The sequence below is a fragment of the Paraburkholderia sp. genome, from assembly GCF_036488505.1.
Taxonomy (GTDB): domain Bacteria; phylum Pseudomonadota; class Gammaproteobacteria; order Burkholderiales; family Burkholderiaceae; genus Paraburkholderia.
In genome coordinates, this window is the sequence record NZ_DASXHN010000228.1 from 33,057 (window position 1) to 51,690 (window position 18,634).

Annotated in this window: 20 protein-coding genes; 4 read left to right on the plus strand and 16 right to left on the minus strand. The window is 64.8% G+C overall.

Annotation, left to right across the window (positions count from 1 at the left end; translation table 11 throughout):
* Positions 1-121: 121 nt before the first annotated feature.
* The 4 genes from VGH68_RS13780 to aroQ form a co-directional block, all read right to left on the minus strand.
* Entirely contained in the window at positions 122-1,747 is a 1,626-nt protein-coding gene (locus tag VGH68_RS13780) for a glycoside hydrolase family 28 protein (RefSeq protein WP_331604192.1), read from the minus strand.
* A gap of 390 nt (positions 1,748-2,137) precedes the next feature.
* Positions 2,138-3,517 carry an MFS transporter gene (locus tag VGH68_RS13785; protein WP_331604193.1) on the minus strand — a complete coding sequence of 460 codons (1,380 nt, stop codon included), beginning with the start codon at positions 3,515-3,517 and terminating at the stop codon, positions 2,138-2,140.
* A 49-nt stretch (positions 3,518-3,566) separates the two neighbouring features.
* Positions 3,567-4,493, minus strand: a complete 927-nt coding sequence (locus tag VGH68_RS13790) for a shikimate dehydrogenase (protein ID WP_331604195.1) — start codon at positions 4,491-4,493, stop codon at positions 3,567-3,569.
* Positions 4,490-4,945, minus strand: a complete 456-nt coding sequence (aroQ, locus tag VGH68_RS13795; protein ID WP_018423415.1) for a type II 3-dehydroquinate dehydratase — start codon at positions 4,943-4,945, stop codon at positions 4,490-4,492. Before aroQ ends, VGH68_RS13790 begins: the two co-directional genes overlap by 4 nt.
* Before the next feature lie 323 nt (positions 4,946-5,268).
* Between aroQ and VGH68_RS13800 the strand changes: the two genes are divergently transcribed.
* From VGH68_RS13800 to VGH68_RS13810, 3 genes are all read left to right on the plus strand, one after another.
* Positions 5,269-7,161, plus strand: coding sequence for a bifunctional sugar phosphate isomerase/epimerase/4-hydroxyphenylpyruvate dioxygenase family protein (locus tag VGH68_RS13800; protein WP_331604196.1), 1,893 nt, complete (start codon positions 5,269-5,271; stop codon positions 7,159-7,161).
* 193 nt (positions 7,162-7,354) lie between these two features.
* Positions 7,355-7,687 carry a hypothetical protein gene (locus VGH68_RS13805; RefSeq protein WP_331604197.1) on the plus strand — a complete coding sequence of 111 codons (333 nt, stop codon included), beginning with the start codon at positions 7,355-7,357 and terminating at the stop codon, positions 7,685-7,687.
* 154 nt (positions 7,688-7,841) lie between these two features.
* Positions 7,842-8,096: a hypothetical protein gene (locus tag VGH68_RS13810; protein ID WP_331604198.1), complete on the plus strand. Its 255-nt coding sequence runs from the start codon at positions 7,842-7,844 to the stop codon at positions 8,094-8,096.
* 172 nt (positions 8,097-8,268) lie between these two features.
* Here VGH68_RS13810 and VGH68_RS13815 read toward each other — a convergent pair whose 3' ends face one another.
* From VGH68_RS13815 to VGH68_RS13840, 6 genes are all read right to left on the minus strand, one after another.
* Complete coding sequence (locus tag VGH68_RS13815; RefSeq protein WP_331604199.1) at positions 8,269-9,036, minus strand: AraC family transcriptional regulator; 768 nt, start codon at positions 9,034-9,036, stop codon at positions 8,269-8,271.
* Positions 9,037-9,196: 160 nt separating this feature from the next.
* On the minus strand, positions 9,197-10,501 hold the full coding sequence (locus VGH68_RS13820; RefSeq protein WP_331604200.1) for an NAD(P)/FAD-dependent oxidoreductase: 1,305 nt from the start codon (positions 10,499-10,501) through the stop codon (positions 9,197-9,199).
* On the minus strand, positions 10,498-10,773 hold the full coding sequence (locus VGH68_RS13825) for a (2Fe-2S)-binding protein (RefSeq protein ID WP_331604201.1): 276 nt from the start codon (positions 10,771-10,773) through the stop codon (positions 10,498-10,500). Before VGH68_RS13825 ends, VGH68_RS13820 begins: the two co-directional genes overlap by 4 nt.
* Positions 10,766-11,905 carry an FAD-dependent oxidoreductase gene (locus VGH68_RS13830; protein ID WP_331604242.1) on the minus strand — a complete coding sequence of 380 codons (1,140 nt, stop codon included), beginning with the start codon at positions 11,903-11,905 and terminating at the stop codon, positions 10,766-10,768. Before VGH68_RS13830 ends, VGH68_RS13825 begins: the two co-directional genes overlap by 8 nt.
* Positions 11,902-12,858: a 4-hydroxyproline epimerase gene (locus VGH68_RS13835; RefSeq protein WP_331604202.1), complete on the minus strand. Its 957-nt coding sequence runs from the start codon at positions 12,856-12,858 to the stop codon at positions 11,902-11,904. The genes VGH68_RS13830 and VGH68_RS13835 overlap by 4 nt, the downstream gene beginning before the upstream one ends.
* 284 nt (positions 12,859-13,142) lie before the next feature.
* Complete coding sequence (locus tag VGH68_RS13840; protein ID WP_331604203.1) at positions 13,143-13,847, minus strand: response regulator transcription factor; 705 nt, start codon at positions 13,845-13,847, stop codon at positions 13,143-13,145.
* Positions 13,848-14,003: 156 nt separating this feature from the next.
* Between VGH68_RS13840 and VGH68_RS13845 the strand changes: the two genes are divergently transcribed.
* Positions 14,004-15,512 (plus strand): MFS transporter, encoded by a 1,509-nt coding sequence (locus VGH68_RS13845; RefSeq protein ID WP_331604204.1) that lies wholly within the window; start codon positions 14,004-14,006, stop codon positions 15,510-15,512.
* 129 nt (positions 15,513-15,641) lie between these two features.
* Here the strand turns inward: VGH68_RS13845 and VGH68_RS13850 are convergent, their stop codons facing one another.
* The 6 genes from VGH68_RS13850 to VGH68_RS13875 all read right to left on the minus strand — a co-directional run bounded on the left by VGH68_RS13850 (position 15,642) and on the right by VGH68_RS13875 (position 18,438).
* Positions 15,642-15,914: a hypothetical protein gene (locus VGH68_RS13850; protein ID WP_331604205.1), complete on the minus strand. Its 273-nt coding sequence runs from the start codon at positions 15,912-15,914 to the stop codon at positions 15,642-15,644.
* Positions 15,915-15,975: 61 nt separating this feature from the next.
* Complete coding sequence (locus VGH68_RS13855) at positions 15,976-16,410, minus strand: DoxX family protein (RefSeq protein ID WP_331604207.1); 435 nt, start codon at positions 16,408-16,410, stop codon at positions 15,976-15,978.
* A 141-nt stretch (positions 16,411-16,551) separates the two neighbouring features.
* Entirely contained in the window at positions 16,552-16,959 is a 408-nt protein-coding gene (locus VGH68_RS13860) for a VOC family protein (RefSeq protein ID WP_331604208.1), read from the minus strand.
* Between the two features lie 48 nt (positions 16,960-17,007).
* On the minus strand, positions 17,008-17,472 hold the full coding sequence (locus VGH68_RS13865; protein ID WP_331604209.1) for an RbsD/FucU family protein: 465 nt from the start codon (positions 17,470-17,472) through the stop codon (positions 17,008-17,010).
* Positions 17,473-17,613: 141 nt separating this feature from the next.
* Entirely contained in the window at positions 17,614-18,033 is a 420-nt protein-coding gene (locus VGH68_RS30100) for a hypothetical protein (protein ID WP_414696940.1), read from the minus strand.
* Between the two features lie 36 nt (positions 18,034-18,069).
* A complete protein-coding gene (locus tag VGH68_RS13875; protein WP_331604210.1) occupies positions 18,070-18,438 on the minus strand; it encodes a nuclear transport factor 2 family protein in 369 nt (122 codons plus the stop codon).
* Between the last annotated feature and the right edge of the window lie 196 nt (positions 18,439-18,634).

Genomic DNA, 18,634 nt, shown 5'->3' on the forward strand with positions numbered 1-18,634 from the left:
GAGATTACGTCGCTCCGATTGCAAACGGGATGCGGTGAAAGCCACATCCCGTTTCTGTTTGTTGCTCAGGCGATCGCGGCTTGCATTCGACCGGCCGCGAGCGCCCGCGTTACCGCCTCGCTCATTGGCCCGGCAAACCGGTGACGTTGGTCGAGGTGGCGGCCAAGGTGGGAACGAGGTTCGCCCCACCGGCATCTTTGATCGTGCTGTTGGTGAATGTCCAGTTTCCGGCATTGGCGATCGAACCCGCCCCCACCGAGGCACCCGACGACTTGACGGCCTTGATGTTCACGTTGTTGAACGTGAAGTTGGTGAAGCGCCCCTTTTCCGCTTCGCCTGCAATCGTATAGCCGGCCACACCGAACACCGCGCTCTCCACGTGCTTCATCGTGATGTTCTCGAACCTGAAGTTGCGGAAAATCGGATAACCGTCGGACGCCGTCGCGGGCATCGCGAGAATCGACGGCCAGTAACCTGGCTCCAGGTACGTCGAGCCGAACGTGGCCGGAACCGTACCGCCGGCAGGCCAATTTTCGTTGCCCTGCATGAAGTAATACGCGTCGTCGACGTTGATGTCGTGGATATAAACGTTTTCCATCGTGCCGCCGCGCGTCGGCGCGGATTTGAACACGAACACGCTATAGACGGCCGGGCCGCCCGCCTTGTAGCCGACGTTGCTGTTGATCTGCCCGGTCAGCGGGGTGACCTTGATGTTCGACACCTCGATATTGTTCGCTCCACCGGACGTTTCGCTGCCGATCGTAAACGCGGTCGCGCCGGCCCGCACCACCGAATTGCGAATCAGCACATTCGCTGTCGGCTTGTTCACGCGCAGGCCGTCTCCGTCGCGGCCCGACTTGATCACGAAGCCGTCGTCGTTGGCGACGATGTCCGCGTTTTCCACCAGCACGTTCGTCGACGAGTCCATGTCGATACCGTCGGTACTCGGCATGATGCCGGTCGTCGCGTTCGGGAAGTTGTAGACCTTCACGCCGTCGAGGTGCACCTGATCCGAATAGCACAGGTGAACAGTCCAGAACGGTGAGTTCTGCACGGTCACGTCCTTGATCGTGACATGAGTCGACTTATACGTTTCGATGCCGCGCGGGCGCTGCTCATCCCAGTTGAGTGCCCATGTCACGCCGAGCGACGAGTGAGACGACGTGCCATCGGAGTAGTAATGCGACCACCATGATTGCCCGTTGCCGTCGATCACGCCCTTGCCGGTGATCGTCACGTTGTCCGAGTCGCGAACGTTGATAATCGCCGACGCCCAGTTCATCTCGATGCCCTGCACGCGCGTGGGCACCTGCGGATAGAGAGAAAGACCATCGGGGGTGAAGCCATTGGTTGCGCCCGACGCGACGGTCGTTCGGATGTTCCACCATGTGGGCGCCTGGATGGCCTTCAGCGTCACGCCCTCGTCGATCTGCACGGTCGTGTTCGACCCGATGAACAGCGCGCCCGTCATGAACGTGCCCTGTGGAAACGTGACCGTTCCCTTCGCGGCACTCGCGGCATTGAGTGCTTTCTGAATCGCCGCTGTATCGTCGGTCGTGCCGTCGCCTTTGGCACCGTAGTCCGCGACGTTGAATGTGCTGCTGACGCCCGGCGAAGACGCCGGCGCATCTGGTTTCGAAGGCCCCGAATTCGCCGCCACGTCCGAATTGCCATCTCCCAAGCCGCTTCCACCGCAGCCTGCCAGCGCCATCCATGCGACTGCAATCGCCAACAATCCTGTCCTCATATCCCCTCCAATGACTTCGTGTTCCCGCTCGCCTTATGGTTGTAGGCATTCTCTTCATTGATGGGATGTCATACAAGATCGTTTACCCTTACCTGACGACCTGATCGTCGCGCTTGTCACCATGTCGCTGTTTATGTCGCAGATGGGGTCATTCTCGCCACATATAGTCATACCTTCCGAATTTCTCGACAATGTCACGTTGCGCCGACGCTTCGGTACCTCTTACCGTAACGGACTTGTTATAGGACCTCCTATAACTTGTCAGACTTCGATATCAGCCAATCCGCGTCCCCCAAACGCGAAATCCCCGGTTCTCGCCGCTTGCGCGGCAACAACCGGGGATCCGGAAACAGCGGGCCGTCGCTCGGACGGGACGACCGGTCAAGCCTTCTAATCCACCAGCACGATCCGCTTGATGTCGCCGACCACGAAGATGTACGACAGTGCCCCGATCAACGCGATCACGCCGATAAACACCAGCGCGCCGACGAACGAACCGGTCGCGGCAACGATCAGTCCGACGACGAGCGGCGTCACGATACCCGCCAGATTCGCGGCAAAGTTGAAGATCCCGCCGGTCACGCCAAGCAGCCCTTCGGGCGCGATATCCGACACCAGCGTCCAGCCGAGCGCGGCCATGCCCTGCGCGAAAAACGCCACCGACAGGATCGCGATCACCACCACATTGCTCTCGACGTAGTTCGCGAGAATGATCGTCGATGCGAGCAGCAGACCGGCGATGATCGGCAGCTTGCGCGCCACGTTCGGTGACTTGCCACGACGCAACAGCCAGTCGGAAAACAGGCCGCCGAACATCACGCCGATCGACGCCGCAATGAACGGCATGATCGCGAAGAAACCGATCTTCAGCCATGCCATATGGCGCTCGGTGGCGAGATACGTCGGGAACCAGGTGAGGAAGAACACCAGCGTCGAATTGCCCGCGAACTGGCCGAGACAGATGCCGGTCAATTGACGATGCTTGAGCAGCCGGCCGATCGTGCGCCATTGGAAGCCACTCGGTTTCCGCGCGGCCGCGCTATTCGCGGTATCGACACCCGCGGCATCCTTGTTGCGCTGCGTAAGACCACCGCCCGCCTCGATGTAGTCGAGTTCTTCCTGATTCGCCGACGGATGATCTCGCGGTTCCCGGTACAGCAGCCACCACACCACGCCGAACGCGATACCCACGCCGCCCACCACGAGGAACAGCGAGCGCCAGCCGAACGCGCCCATCAGCATGAACAGGAACGGGCTGAAAAACGCGAGGCCAATATATTCGCCGACCGTGTAGGTGCCCGTGGCCATCGCGCGTTCGCTTTGCGGGAACCAGGTGGCGACCACGCGGCTATTGGTCGGGAAGCACGGCGCTTCCGACACGCCGAGGCCGAGCCGGAATGCGAACAGCCCGCCGATGCCAGTCACGACCCCTTGCGCGAGCGTACACAGCGACCAGAACGTCATCGACAGGAAGTAGGTGAGCTTGCTGCCGAAACGGTCGAGAAACAGGCCGCCGGGAATCTGTGCGGCCACGTAGCTCCACGAGAACACTGAAAACAGCAGGCCCATCAGCGCCGCGTTGATGCCGAGTTCCTTCGTGAGTTGCGGCGCAGCGATGCCGAGCACTGTGCGGTCGAGATAGTTGATCATCGTGCCCACCGCGAGCAGCGCGAGGATCTTGTAACGGGCCTTCGAGCGGCGCGCGGTGCTCACCGCGCTGCCGTCTTGCACGGGTGCGCCCGCGGAGTTGGATTGAATCGATTGCGGCATAGGTGCTGGTCTCCTCAGTCGGCTTGTGTGCCGGTTCTTACGCGGCCGGTTAGCGTTGCAACAGCGATTGAAAATGGGTGTACATGCGCTCGGCATCCGGCTCGAGCCCGGTGAAGATGCGCATCGCGTCGACCGCCTGGTAGACCGCCATGCCGCCGCCGCTCAGCGTGCGGCAGCCAAGCGCCTCCGCTGCCTGCAGCAGCGCGGTGCGGATCGGAAAATAGACGATGTCGGCCACCCACAGCTCGCGATGCAGTAATTCCGCCGGCAGCGGCAGGCCCGGCAGCTTCGCCATGCCGGTCGGCGTCGCATGGATCAACCCTTGCGCGGTCGCCAGCGATTGCTCGAGCGACGTGCCCGCGCTCACTTTGGCCGCGGGAAAACGCTTTTGCAATTCGTCGGCGAGCGACTGCGCGCGCGCGGCATCGACATCGAACAGCGTCAGCGCTTGCGTGCCCATCTGCAGCGCCGCGTGCGCGACCGCCGCGCCCGCGCCGCCCGCGCCGAGCTGCACGACGCGTTCGAGCGACACGTCCGGCAGCCCGCGCTCGAACGCGCGCGCGAAACCGGACCAGTCGGTGTTGTGGCCGATGCGCTTACCGTCCTGGAACAACACCGTGTTGACCGCGCCGAGCGCGCGAACGTCGTCGGACAGTTCGTCGAGCAGCGGAATCACCGCCTGCTTGCACGGATACGTGATGTTCAGGCCGTTGAAGCCCATCCGTTCGGCCGCGCTGAGCAGTTCCGGCAGCGCGGCGCTGTCGAGCTTCAGCGCTTCGAGATCGATGCGCCGGTAGATGTAATGCAGACCGAGCTTGCTGCCTTCTTCCTCGTGCATCGCAGGGCTCAGCGAGCCGCCGATGCCGGAGCCGATCAGCCCCACCAGATACGAATGGGGCGTGGCGCGTGAATTCGCCTGCGCATTGGCCAGCGCGGCGATGTGCTCGTCCGGGCGGATGTTTTCTTGAGTGTTCATTTCGCCGCCCTATTCTTAAGAATCGTCGCCATCCGCTCCAGCGCGAGCACATAACCCTGGGTGCCGCAGCCGACGATGATCGCGTCCGCCACCGCCGACACGTACGAGTGATGCCGGAATGCCTCGCGGCGATGCACGTTCGAGATGTGCACCTCGATAACGGGCTTTTCGATCGCGCTGAGCGCATCGGCGATGGCCACCGACGTATGGGTATACGCGGCCGGATTAATCACGATGCCGTCGACCTTGGTGCGCGCGGCGTGCAGCCAGTCGATCAGTTGATGCTCGGCGTTCGACTGGCAGAAGTCGATCGCGAGGTCGAGACGTTCGCCGGCGTCGCGGCATAGCTTCGCGACATCGTCCAGCGTTTCGGCCCCATAGATGGCCGGCTCGCGGGTGCCGAGCAGATTGAGATTCGGTCCGTTCAGGACCAGTACGGAGGCAAAGCTCATGACGGCGACTCCTGCTAAGTAAGGCGCGCGGCGAACCGCGGCAGCCGCGGCGGTTCTTCGACGCGTAACGAAGTGTGCGCGCATCCGTGTCCACCGTCATTCGGGGTTTCTACGAATTTGTACCATCTAGTTAGTTTGTATAGACTGTTTCCAAACTCACGGATAGTCTGGCGGATTCTGGCCTGCGTTTTGCTCCGCTGCGTAACGAAGTGGCTCAATTTGCGCATTGCAGCAACACTGCTGGGCCGCGCGGCCCAGCACTTTCGCAGCGAGTGCCGCTCAAGCATTTACCCGTCGTCCGATTTATTTCGCAGGAGCCGTTGATGCAACGTTCGATTGCCACCGTGTCGATTAGCGGCACCCTCGTCGAGAAGCTGAGCGCGATTCGCGCGGCGGGCTTCGAGGGCGTCGAGATCTTCGAGAACGACCTGCTGTATTTCGACGGTTCGCCCGCCGACGTGCGCCGCATCGCCGAAGACCTCGGGCTGAAGATCATGCTGTTCCAGCCGTTTCGCGACTTCGACGGTGTGAGTCCTGAGCGGCTCGGACGCAACCTCGAACGTGCGAAGCGCAAGTTCGACGTGATGCACGAACTCGGCACGGATCGCATCCTCGTGTGCAGCAACGTGTCGCCGGATACGATCTGCGACGACACGCTGATGATCGACCAGTTGGGAGCACTGGCCCGCGCGGCGGAAGCGGCTGGCGTGATCGCCGGTTATGAGGCGCTTGCGTGGGGCAAGCACGTGAACACCTATCGCCACGCGTGGAAGCTCGTCGACGCGGTCAATCATCGAAGCCTCGGGCTCGTACTCGACAGTTTTCATACGCTGTCGCTGAACGACACGCCCGACGCGATCGCCGATATTCCGGGTGAGCGCATCGCGTTCGTGCAGATCGCGGACGCGCCGAAACTCGCGATGGACGTGCTCGAATGGAGCCGCCACTACCGGTGCTTTCCCGGCCAGGGCGACTTCGATCTCGCGAACTTCACTGCGCAGGTCGTCAAAGCCGGTTACAAGGGCCCACTCTCGCTGGAAATTTTCAACGACGGCTTTCGCGCCGCGCCGACGACGATCACCGCCGCCGACGGCCATCGCTCGCTGCTGTTCCTCGAAGAGCAAACCCGGGCGCTGCTGGAGGCACAGCAGCAGCCGCAGCAGACGGCGCGCGACCTGTACCGCTCACCCGCCGCGCCTGCCCACGTCGGCTATCAGTTCCTCGAATTTGCGGTCGACCACACTACGCGCGCGCAGCTCGCCGAGTGGCTCGGCCGGCTGCGCTTTCGCCAGGCCGGTCAGCATCGTTCGAAAGACGTCACGCTTTACCAGCACGGCGCAGCGTCGATCGTGCTCAATGCCGAGCCTGATTCGTTCGCGAACGCGTTTTTTCAGCAGCATGGGTTGTCGCTGTGCGCGTCGGCGTTTCGGGTCGACGACGCGAGCCAGGCGTTCGAGCGCGCGGCCGGGTTCGGCTACGCGCCGTTCTCCGGCCAGATCGGTCCCAACGAGCGTGTACTGCCCGCCGTGCAGGCGCCGGACAGCAGTCTCAACTATTTCGTCGACGAGACCCCGGACCAGCCGACGCTGTTCGAAGCCGATTTCGTGCTCACCGACATCAACGGGCCGACCGAGGTCGGTCCGCTCACGCGCATCGATCACGTGTGCCTGTCGGTGCCGGCGAATTCGCTCGATACGTGGGTGCTGTTTCTGCGCACCGCGTTCGGCTTCCAGGCGGAGCCGGGCGTACTCGTGCCAGATCCCTACGGGCTCGTGCGCAGCCGCGCGCTGCGCAGCAAGGACGGTTCGGTGCGGATTGCGCTGAATGCGTCGGTGGATCGTCATACGGCGGTCGCCGAGGCGCTGCACACGTATCATGGCTCCGGCCTGAATCACGTCGCGTTCAGCACGGGCGATATCTTCAGCGCGATCCCCGAGTTCGCTGCCGACGGGGTGCCAGTGCTGCGCATTCCTCGCAATTACTACGATGACCTCGCCGCTCGCTACGCGCTGTCCGACGCGCTGCTGGAAGCGATGCGCGCAAACAATATCCTCTACGACCGCGACGAACGCGGCGGCGAGTTCTTCCACGCTTATACGGAACAGCTCGATCAGCGTTTCTTCCTCGAAATCGTCGAGCGACGCGGCGGCTACGACGGTTACGGCGCGGCCAATGCGGCGGTGAGGCTTGCGGCTCAGGCGCAACGGCGCAAGTAATCGAGCGCGGTACCCGGCCGCTCAGCCCTCTGCACCGACCGGCCCGGGCACGCCGCCTGCGTCGCCAGCCGGAGCAGGTCTGCTGTCTCGATATAATGGCGGCTGTTGTCGCGCTCCGGCCGCGCGCGTGCGTGATACGCGGCGCGGCGTTGCGGACCACCAGCCGAATCGCCGAATCAACGCCAGGAGAGATATGAAGAAGTTCGCCGTAGTCCTGTCCGTTCCGCTGCTACTCAGCGCTTGCGCGTATTTTCAGAAAGACCCGGATGCCGGCGAGCCCGTCACCGACACCACGACGCAGCGTTCCGTGAACGATGTGATTGCGTGTCTGACGCAGATGGCCAACCAGCACGACGCCGCGTTCAAGTCCACCGCAATACCCCAAGGCCAGATGCTCGATTTCGGTGACTCGAACATCGTCAAGATCCGCAGCGACAACGGCGCGACAACTTACCGTTTCTATGCGGGCAAGCGTCACGTAAGCAATCTGTGGATTGAATCGGCAGGAAAGACCTGTGCCCCGTAAGGATTTTGGCGCAAAAAAGCGAGGTTCCGGGCGCCACAATCTGCTGTATTGCCACGTTCATGTCACGGCGTTACAGGACAATGAGGTCTTAAGAATCGCTTAAGACTTCATCCCCATGATCCCCCGGACATGTCCCCGCACGAGGTGCGCCTCCATGAATCAGCCTGAACCGAATACCACGGAAACACCCGCCAAGCGGCCCACGATCCTGCGTCGTTTACTGAGCCATCATGAACTGGCGACACTGCTGCTGTTGCTGCACGCTCCGATCGACGCCTCCGCAAAACCCGAGATTCCGCAGCTCTACGAAGCCGGTCTCGTCGAGACCGTGTCGAGCGATGCCGGCACCCCGCATATTCGCCTGACGCAGGAAGGCAACGCGGTATTGCGAGGACTCGGCGTCAAATAACGAGATCAACGCGAAGATCACACGCGTTACAAGCATTCAAGGCCGCGGCCGACGCTTTGCGTTGACGCGGCCTTCGTCATTCCAGCCCGGTGAGCCGACTGTTTGCGAGACCGTTGGCGTCGAGCGCAAGAACACTCAACAGCTCATGCGACCGGCCGTGACCCAAAAAAGCTCAGTTGCGCAGCGTGCCGTGCAGCAGCATCCGATATTCGGTCGGCGTCACACCGACCGTCGCCTTGAATTGCCGCGTGAATGCGCTGTGGTCGGTATAGCCGCAGCGCGCGGCGACGTCGGTGACCTTGTCGTGCGACACCAGCAGCGCGGTCGCCGCATCGAGCCGCGTTTTCAGCAGCACCTGACGCGGCGTCAGATGAAACACCTTGTGAAAATAGCGCTCCAGTTGCGCGACCGACATGTCGGCCATCGCCGCCAGTTGCTTCAGATTGAGCGGCTGCACGTAGTTTTCCTGGATCGACTGCACGACCGCCGCGAGCCGGCTATACGCCGGGTGGCTGCTTTCGTCCGCTTTCAGATCGCGGGAGATGCCAGCCAGGCCGACCACTTTGCCGCTCGCGTCGCGCAGCGGCTGCTTGCAGGTCAGGCACCAGCCCGGCTGGCGGCCCGGATACAGATGCAATTCGAGCTGATCGAGCATCTGGTTACCTACCCCGATGATGGCCTTGTCCTGCGCGGTGTAGACACGTCCGAAGCGGCGCGGAAACACGTCCTCGGCGGTCTTGCCAAGCAGCGCGGTTTTTTCCTTGAAGCCGCAACGCGATGCGAGCGTGCGGTTGACGAGCGCATAACGCGCGTCGGCGTCCTTGACGAAGAACACGACGTCCGGCATCGCGTCGAACACCGGCTCGAGCAATCTGAAGTGCGACAGCATGCCGGACAGCGTCGTATCGTCCGGTTCCAGCGGATGAGCCAGCGTGTTCATGATGCGGGTCCCGTGGGTCGATGCCTGGTTGAATGCTTTGTGCACGCGTTCGCGAATCGCCGCGTGAGCGTGGCCAGGCGGCCAGCCCGTGCGGCAATTGCGAACGATTATAGAGCGGCGCGGCGGTCGTCAATATCCGCCGAGCGTCGGCGTGACGTCGTTACCGTGCGACGGTGGGCGGGTCCGCCGCGCGCATCAGCGTGCCGATTTGCGCGGGACTGAACGGCGGGCGTGGCGCGGCGGCCGGCCAGCCGAAGTACAGGTTCGCGGCCGCACCGCAGATTCTTCCCTGACACGGCCCCATCCCGCAGCGGGTTTGCAACTTCGCGTCGCGCCAGTCGGCGCAGCGGCGTACTTCGCCGACGCTCACGTCTTCGCAGCGGCACAGCAGTGTCGCGTCCGCCGGTGGGGTGCGCGCAGCTTCCGTCAACGCGAACGACGTTGCGACGCGGGCGCCGAAACGCCGCCAGCGCGCTCGTTGCGCGACGAGCGCGCGCAGCGCCGCGCGCTGCGTGGCGGCCGCGCCGCCTGCCGTCAGGCCGGCGATCTCGCCTTCGACACAAGCGAGCTCCGCGCCGCCGATGCCGGTGCATTCGCCCGCCGCATACACATGCTCGAGCGAGGTGCGCTGTTCATCGTCGACGACGATCTCACCGGCGTCGTTGATCGCGCAGCCGAGCGCGTGTGCGAGCGTGGCGTTCGGCACGAGCCCGTAGCCGCACGCAACGCGATCGCAATCGAGCGTCACGTCACGCTCGCCGCGCCGGATCGTCACCTGCCGCACGCGGTCGTCGCCACGCGCTTCGCGCACGATGCTGCCGGTCCAATAACGCAGTCCCGTGAAACCGCGCGTCAGCGCGATCGCCTGACTCAGCTTCGCGGGCTCGCGCAGCAGCGACGCGCCGAAACGCGCGAGCTCCGCGGCAGGCGCCTGCTCGACGACCGCCAACACACGAGCGCCAGCGTCGCGGGCGGTGGCGAGCGCGGCGATCAACAGCGGACCGCTGCCGGCAATCACGATCCGCTCGTCACGCACCGGCGTGCCGCCTTTGATCAGGGCCTGCAACGCGCCGGCGCCGGTCACCCCGGGCAAGGTCCAACCAGCGAACGGCAGCAGCCGCTCGCGCGCGCCGGTCGCCAGGATCAAACGGCCGTAGCTGACCGAAACGCCGCCGTGCGCGGCGGATTCGAGCAGCAAGCCGTGGCGGCCGAGCGGCGCGATCACGCGGGTCGACGGCCAGTGCGTGAAGCGCCGCTCCGTTTGCAGCGCGGCAAGCAGCGCGTGCAGCGGTGCCTGCGGAGGATGCGCGGGGCCTTGACGCCAGATCTGGCCGCCCGCGCGCGGATTGTCGTCGACGATAGCTACCGTCGCCCCGCTTTGTGCCGCTGCCCGCGCCGCATTGAGCCCGGCCGGACCGCCCCCGATCACGACGACATCGAAATGCTGCGTAACGTCCTGCGTCATGCGCGTCCCGCTCCGTTCGGTGTCTGCACGCGCTGGCCGTCGCGGCACAGCGTCAGGCAAGCGAGCGCGTGCGCGCGGCCGTCGATCGTCACGCGACATTCCTGGCATACGCCCATGCCGCACAATGCCGCACGCGGCTCGCCTTTGAGCGATAGCCGCGAAGCGCTGACGCCGGCAATCGCGAGTGCGCCGGCCACGGTCGTGCCGGCCGCCACTTCGATCTCGCGGCCATCGATCTTCAGACGGATACGGGCCGCCCGGCGGTCAGTCATGGACCACCTGTTCAGCAAAGCGGACCGGCAGATAGGGCTCGACGGGAATCGACGCGGCGCTTCCCGCGATCTGCGCGGCGAGCAGTTTCGCGGTAGCGAGAGACGTCGTCACGCCGAGCCCTTCGTGACCGACCGCAAGCCAGACGCCACGCGTCAGGCCGCACGCAAAATCGCCGACCGGCCCGATCAGCGGCAGTCCGTCCGGCGACGCCGCCCGAAAGCCGGTCCATGCGCGGATGCCGTTGAGCGTCGGCAGCACAGGCAGATATTGCGCGGCGCGTTGCAGCATCTGCGCGAGCACTGGCAACTCGACGGTGGGATCGGTGCTGTCGAACTGGCGCGACGAGCCGATCAACAGCTGGCCGGTCGGGCGCGGCTGCGCATTGAACGCGACCGACGTGCCGCTCGCATGATGCGCGCTCTTGATATAGCCAAGTTCGAGCAATTGATGGTGAATCAGTCCCGGGTATCGATCGGTGATCAGCAGATGGCCTTTCTTCGCTTGCAATGGCAGCGAAGGCAGCAGCTGCGCGGCGCCGAGACCGTTTGACACGACCACGTGAGCGGCACTAATGCGCTCGCCTCCGTCCAGCGTCACGCCACCCGCGCAAATCGACGTGACCGTTGCGCCGAGCCGCACGCGAATATTCGCCGCCTGCGGCGACTGCGTGAGCAGCCATTCAGCGGCAGTGGGCGCGTACACGATGCTGTCGTGCTCGGTCCTCAGCGCGCCAGCCATCGACTCGGCGAGCGCCGGCTCGCACGCGCGCAATTCGGCTGCATCCAAAAGTTGCGCGGCCACGCCGTTCGCCGCGAACACCGCATGCATCGCGCGCGCGGCTTGCCATTCTTCTTCGTCGGCGGCGATCCACAGCGTGCCGCAGCGCGCGAACGCGTCGCGCGCACGCAGTTGCGGTGCGAGTTGCAGCCACAGATCGCGCGAATAAAGGCTCAGCGCCAGTTCCGCGGGCGAGTCGTTCATCACGACGATATGGCCCATGCCGGCCGCGGTCGCGCCACCGCCGATACGTTGCGCGTCGAGCACGTCGACGCGCATGCCGAGCGCGGCCAACTCCGCCGCGCATGCGGCACCGACGATGCCCGCCCCGATGATCAATGCGTCCGGGCTCATGCGGTCGGAATGCCCCACGCGAACGGATCGCTTTCGTCGAAACACAGACGCCCTTCGGCCATGATGTGCGCGTGACCGGTGATCGTCGGGATCACGTGGACGCCGTCGCCAGCGGCACGATAGCTCGCGTCGAACACGCTGCCGATGATGCTTTCCTGCCGCCACACCGCGCCCTCGGCGAGTTTGCCGTCCGCCGCGAGACACGCGACTTTCGCGCTGGTGCCGGTGCCGCACGGCGAGCGGTCGTATGCATTGCCGGGGCACAGCACGAAGCTGCGGCTGTCGAGGCCATCACGGGAGCCCGGCCCGAACAGCTCGATATGGTCGATCAGCGCGCCGTTCGCGCCGGTGATGTTCTGTGCGCTCAACGCGTCGCGGATCGCGGAACTGAAGGTGGTCAGACTCGTGATCTGTGCGGCTTGCAGTTCGTGCCCATGTTCGGCGACGAGGAAAAACCAGTTGCCACCCCAGCCGATATCGCCGGTCAACAGGCCGTAGCCGGGTACGTCGACCTGCACCGCCTTGCGATAGCGATAGGCGGGCACATTGCGCACCGCAACGCTGCGATCTTCGTTGAGCGTCGCCTCGACCACACCGACCGGGGTCTCGATGCGATGACGCCCGGGTCCGATCCGCCCCATGTACGCGAGCGACACGACGAGCCCGATCGTGCCGTGTCCGCACATGCCGAGATAACCGACGTTATTGAAGAAGATCACGCCGGCTGCGCAGCTTCGATCGTCGGGCTCGCACAGCAGCGCGCCGACCACCACGTCCGAGCCGCGCGGTTCGGTGACGATGCCCGCGCGCCAGTCGTCGAAGCGCGTGCGGAAAACGTCGAGCCGTTGCGCGAGCGTGCCGCCGCCCAGGTCCGGGCCACCCGACACCACGAGGCGGGTGGGCTCACCGCCGGTGTGCGAGTCGATAAAGTTCAGGGTTTTCATGACGCACATGGTAGAAACCGCGGGCCAGTGGGTCTTGGCGCGCGTGCGCGCGGATTGTGACGAATTGGGCATAGCGCGCCGAGCGCGGTCCGCACGGCATCGCGCACACGGAACCGCCCAAGGTCCGATCGTCGAAAGGACCGTCTGCTCAGGCTATCGGGAGGGTAGACGCGGCGGATCGGCAGAACCGCATCGCACGAGCCATCATCATCCGACGCACGCGAAGTTCAGCACAAGCGGTCTGCCGACGGGCGCGAACATCGCAACGCGCAGCGAACTGCGCATTGCGTCAGCTAACGCCTCGCAGCGTCTTCGCGCACACTCACCAGCCGGTAACCGCTCTTGTAGATGGGCCGCAACAGAAAACCATTGCGCGGCTCGATCTCGAGCAGCACGCGCAGCTGCGATACATGCGTGTCGATCGTCCGCGTGAATTCGATCAGCTCGCGGCCCCACACCATCGTGTAGATGTGATCGCGCGACATCACGCGGCCGAGATTGGAAAAGAACAGCATGGCCAGCCGATACTGCGTGCTGGTGAGCGGCACCCGTTCTCCCCGCAGCAACGCCACCTTGCGGATCCGGTCGAAGCGGTAGGGGCCGACTTCAAAACTTGCCGTCGCACAGCGCTCCGGATACGCGCGCCGCAGCAGCGCCGCGACGCGTGCGCGAAATTCGGCGGCACGCAGCGGCAACGGCAGGTAATCGTCGGCACCGTCTGCGAGCGCGCGCACCATGCTCGCCTCCGACCGGTCGTTCGATACGAACATGATTGGCAACTGTTCGCCGGCAATCCGGCGTACCTGCCCCAGCAGCTCGGCGCCCGCGAGCCGCGTGCTGTGCCAGTCGAGCACCAGCAGGTCCATCGTGGAATGGGCGAGCGCCCTCGACATCTCCAGACCGTCGTCAAAAGCGGTGCAGAAATGGCCGGCGCTCATCAGGACATGCTCGATCGACTGACGCATGACCGGGTCACGCTGAAGGACAGCAACACGCATAGGTGAAATCTCGAAGGGAAAAGGCCAGTCATTCTCGAAGGCATATCCTTTCTGTCCCATCGGAGCATTCCGATTTTGCGTCGCTGGCCGGCAGCCACATCCACACTTCACCGCGCATCGAAACATGCCACGCCGCAGCAGGCTTACGATGCATTCATGAACTCATCCACTGCCTCGTTTTCGCCCAAGCTCGGCCGCGTTCTCGCAACGGTCAGCGTCGGCTTCGTCGTCACGCAACTGGACGTGACTATCGTCAACATCGCGTTGCCGAGAATCGGCTGGGACCTGCATGCGAACGTCGCCGGGCTGCAATGGGTCGTCGATGCATACACGCTCGCGTTCGCGGTGCTGATGCTGTCGGCCGGCTCGCTCGGCGACCGGTTCGGCGCGCGGCGCATCTACGCGGCCGGGATCGTGTTGTTCGCGCTCGCGTCGCTTGCCTGCGGACTCGCGCTCGATGCCCGGATGCTGGTGGCCGCGCGCGCGGTGCAAGGCATCGGCGCGGCGGCGATGCTGCCGACTTCGCTCGCGCTGCTCAACCAGTCGTTCGGTCATGATCCGAAGTTACGGGCCCGCGCGGTCGGTCTGTGGACCGCGTCCGGCGCGATATCGATCGCGGCGGGACCGGTGGCCGGCGGCCTGCTGATCGCCGCGTTCGGCTGGCGCAGCATCTTCCTCGTCAATCTGCCGATCTGCGCGGCCGGCCTGCTCGCGACGCTGCTGTGGATTGCGCGCCCGCAAGCGTCGCCATCCGGCGCGCCCGCCGCCGTCTCCGGGAACACAGGAACAGGCACCAGCGCGGGCACAGCCACGGACACGGCCCGCCGCGGCATCGACCTGGGCGGCCAGTGTCTCGCGATCGTCGCGCTAACGGCCTTTGTCGCCGCGGTCATCGAATGGCGGCCGCTGGGCCTCGCGCATCCGGTCGTGGCCGGCGGCTTCGTCGTCGCGCTGCTGGCGGCGGGCGCGTTCGTATTCGTCGAAGCGCGCGTCGCGAGCCCAATGGTGCCGCTGTCGCTGTTCGGCACGCGCACCTTCAGCGCGGCGGTGCTGTTCGGCATCTGCGTGAATCTGACGTACTACGGCATGGTGTTCGTGCTCAGTCTTTATCTGCAACGCGTGCGCGGCTACACGCCGTTTCAGGCGGGACTCGCGTTTCTGCCGTTGACGGGCGGCTTCCTGATCTCGAACGTCGCGAGCGGCTGGGTGATCGGCCGCTTCGGCGTGCGCGTACCGATGATCTTCGGCGCGATCACCGCCGGCCTCGGCTATGGGTTGCTGCATCTCGTCGATGCCGGCACGCCGCTGATCGGTCTGCTGCTGCCGTTCCTGCTGATTCCGTCGGGCATGGGTCTGGCGGTGCCGGCGATGACCACCGCGGTGCTCGCATCGACAGAAGCGAAGCGCGCAAGTACCGCCTCGGCGGTACTGAACACCGCGCGTCAGGCGGGTGGCGCGGTCGGCGTGGCCGCGTTCGGCGCGCTCGCGGGTGGCGCGGCCGCGGCGCAGATCGTGCCGGGGATGCAAATGGCGACCGCCATCTCCGTGGCGCTGCTGGCGCTGGGCGGGATGCTCGCGTGTTTCGTACACCCGGAACCTCACGCGACAAAACCCGCCCACGCGCGTCGAGAGCGCGCAACCGGCAGACGGACCAGTGACAGATAAGTAAGCCGCGATGACGGCTCGAACGCGCCGGCAAGATAAAAACCCCCGCGATGCTCAACGCACCGCGAGGGTTTCCCTATGCAAAGCGAGCGGCGCCTCGAACGATGCCGCGAGGCGCCACCGCATCGCCTATAGCGACGTCTCCTGGATCACGCCGGTATCCACCGCGCGTTCGATCAGGCCATCATCGCGTGCCTTGGCGATTGCGTTGGCGATCAGTTTCTCCGGCTCTTCGATCTCGGCCTTCAGCGTGCCGATAAATCCGGACGCGTCCAGAATCACCAGCGTTTTCGCCGATTCGGCGAGGCTGATGATGACGCGATGCGGCGTCGGCCCTTCGCCGAGACTCGCGCACAGTTGCGTAGCCTTGCCACCGATTATCTGCTCGAAATTCTCAATCATTATGTGCTCCCTTGATTGCGCGAAATGGAATACCTGCCGCGCCGGCGCTGCCGCTCACGCGTCAAAGCCCGCCGAGACGGCCACGCGGCGCGCGTGCGCCGTCGATGCTCATACGCCCCGCGCCAGTCACGAACAGCAGCAGGAAGCCACCCGCGATACCGATGTTCTTCCAGAAGTGGATCACCATGTCGTGTTGCAACGCAGGGTCGGTAATGTTCCAGAAATCGTGGCCCAGCACGGCTGTCGCCACCGTGTAGACGGCCATGATCAGCGCGAGCGGACGCACCTTGAAACCGACCACCAGCAACAGCCCGCCCAGCACTTCCACCGCGGTGGCGATCGGCGCGGCGACCTGCACGAACGGCACGCCCTTCGAATGCAGATAGCTGACGAAGCCCGCATAGCCCAGCAACTTCATCACTCCGCTCCACAGAAACAGCACCGCAAGGGCAAGACGGGCGATGAAAATGACGCCGGAATCAACGGGACGCGACATGAGGGGCTCCTGTAATTGAATAAGCAGCAGACCCGGATGGGCAGCCGCAGTTCCCCGCCTCGCCCCTGAGCATATGTGCAACGGCCGGCTTTTCCAAGCCCGGCCGGCGACGCGGCAGGCCCACGCGGCGCGGCGGGCCGCTCAGGCTGACGGATAGGTGGCGACCTCGATCAGGTTGCCATCGGGATCGCGGCAATACACCGACGTCATCTTGCCGCGCGCGCCGTCGCGCTCGACCGGCCCGGCCTCGATCGCAATGCCCTCGGCGAGCCAGTGCGCTTCGACGTCGGCCGGATTCGCGGTCGTAACGAAGCATAGATCCGCGCTGCCCGGCACCGGCTCGCGCGACGTGAACCACGCGACGGTATCGGCCGTTGCCGGACGCAGGTTGATCTTCTGATTGCCGTAGGTCATCGCGACGCGCGTGCCGCTGCGCGATGCAAATTCGGTGCGCCGCATGCCGAGCGCGCGCGCGTACCACGCGGCGCTGGCTTCCACATTCGCGACGTTCAGAACGAGATGATCAAGACTATCTAGCTGGAAGCTCATCGGTTTCTTCGTGATTCCGTTGACGCCAAGTGATGGACGGGAAAGCGGCTATGTGCGCGGCGCGTCGGGCGCGAGCAGCACGCCTTTGGTGAACACGAAGCAGCCGTAGCCGCGCTCTTCGCCGGTCGCGATCACGCAGTAGGCCTCGCGCGCGCGCTCGTAAAATGCGAAGCGCTCGATCGACATGAACGGCACCTCGCGCCCTTCGGCAGCATCGACCTCGGCCTGCGCCTCGCGCTGTACCGCCGGGAGCGTATGCGGCTCGCCGACCACTTCCATGCGCGACGCGGGATGGTCGACGAAGGTATCGAGCGGCAGCACCGACAGCACCGCGCGAACCGCGCGCGGCGAGCTGACGCCATCGAGACGCAACAACTCGCCGAGCACCGTGTCGCGCGCGACCGATTCGGCCGGGAAGTTCGCATCGCAGATGACGACTTCGTCGCCGTGGCCCATCGAGCGCAGCGCATACAGTATGTCGGCGTTAAGCAGCGGGTCCAGATTTTTCAGCACGGTGTCTCCTTATTGTGCGGTTCGTGCGGTTCATGCGGTCGGCAGCGTCGATCGCGCGCGGTTGGCGCCGGGCTCGCGCGATGCGAACCCGGTGGTCTACAGTTCGCACCTGCAGAGCGCGTTCAGCGTTGCGTCGGTCGATCACGCAAGGCCGTCCCGCCGACTGGCGATGATCGATCGATTGTAGCAAGCAACGTCGTGCGCTTGCCCGACACGCAGGTGAGCACACGCGCGTTCCGGCCAGGCATCGCGCGCTCCACCGGCGCGGGTCGTCGTCGAACCGCCGCGCCGGGTGAAAGATTGCGCGTCAGACAATCCGGCCGCGGCCCGCCTTGCTCTGCCGCACCACCAGCGCAGTCCGCCGACCAACGCCAGCAGCAGGAGTCCCGCGCCGCCCATCACTGGCTCACGCCAGCCGAGCAGCGCAACGAACGTGAACGCGCGCGCGCCGGCGAGTAAAGCGAAGCCAGCAATGGCGCTCGAGATCGCATCGGCGGCGGCCGACACGCGTGCCAGTGCGAAGCTGGCCTTCAAAGTCGTGGAAGCAGCGGGCCCGTACATGATCGCTCCGATGAAGAAAACGTTGCGAAAGCGTTGTCAGGCGGCGCCCGGTGCTTCATCGAGAAAGCCCGTGACCGCCTGCAGACGCCCGTGCACATCCACCACGCCGAAGTCGGACCCCCTGACGATCGCGTCGCCCGCAGGGGTCGTCAGCGCCCACGAAAACCGCACGCGATTCGCGAACCCGTCCACGTCGGTCGTGCGGCGAAACGTGTGGTGCGGGAAACGCTCGTGCACCGCGCGGATCATTGCGTCGATGCCGTCGTGCCCGCTGCCGGCGAGCAACGGATCGCGATAATCGGCATCGGCGCTCCAGGTCGTTGCAATCAGCTCGCGGCGGCGCGCGCCATCAGTCTCGTTCCAGGCGTCGAAATAACGGTCGACCAGATCGGTATGCGCATTCATTTGAAGCTCCTGGTTGGTAGCACTGAGCACAACGCTCGGCATGCGTCGCATGCGGCGGGCTCGGATTGAAGATTGGCCGCTCGCGCGCATGGCGTCGATTACGTCGGAGGTAAGCAAAGCGAGGCGACGGTGTGCGAGCACCGCGCTTCTTCGCTGAATTGGCCAGTCGGCCGAGTCGTCGGCACACGCGCGAGCC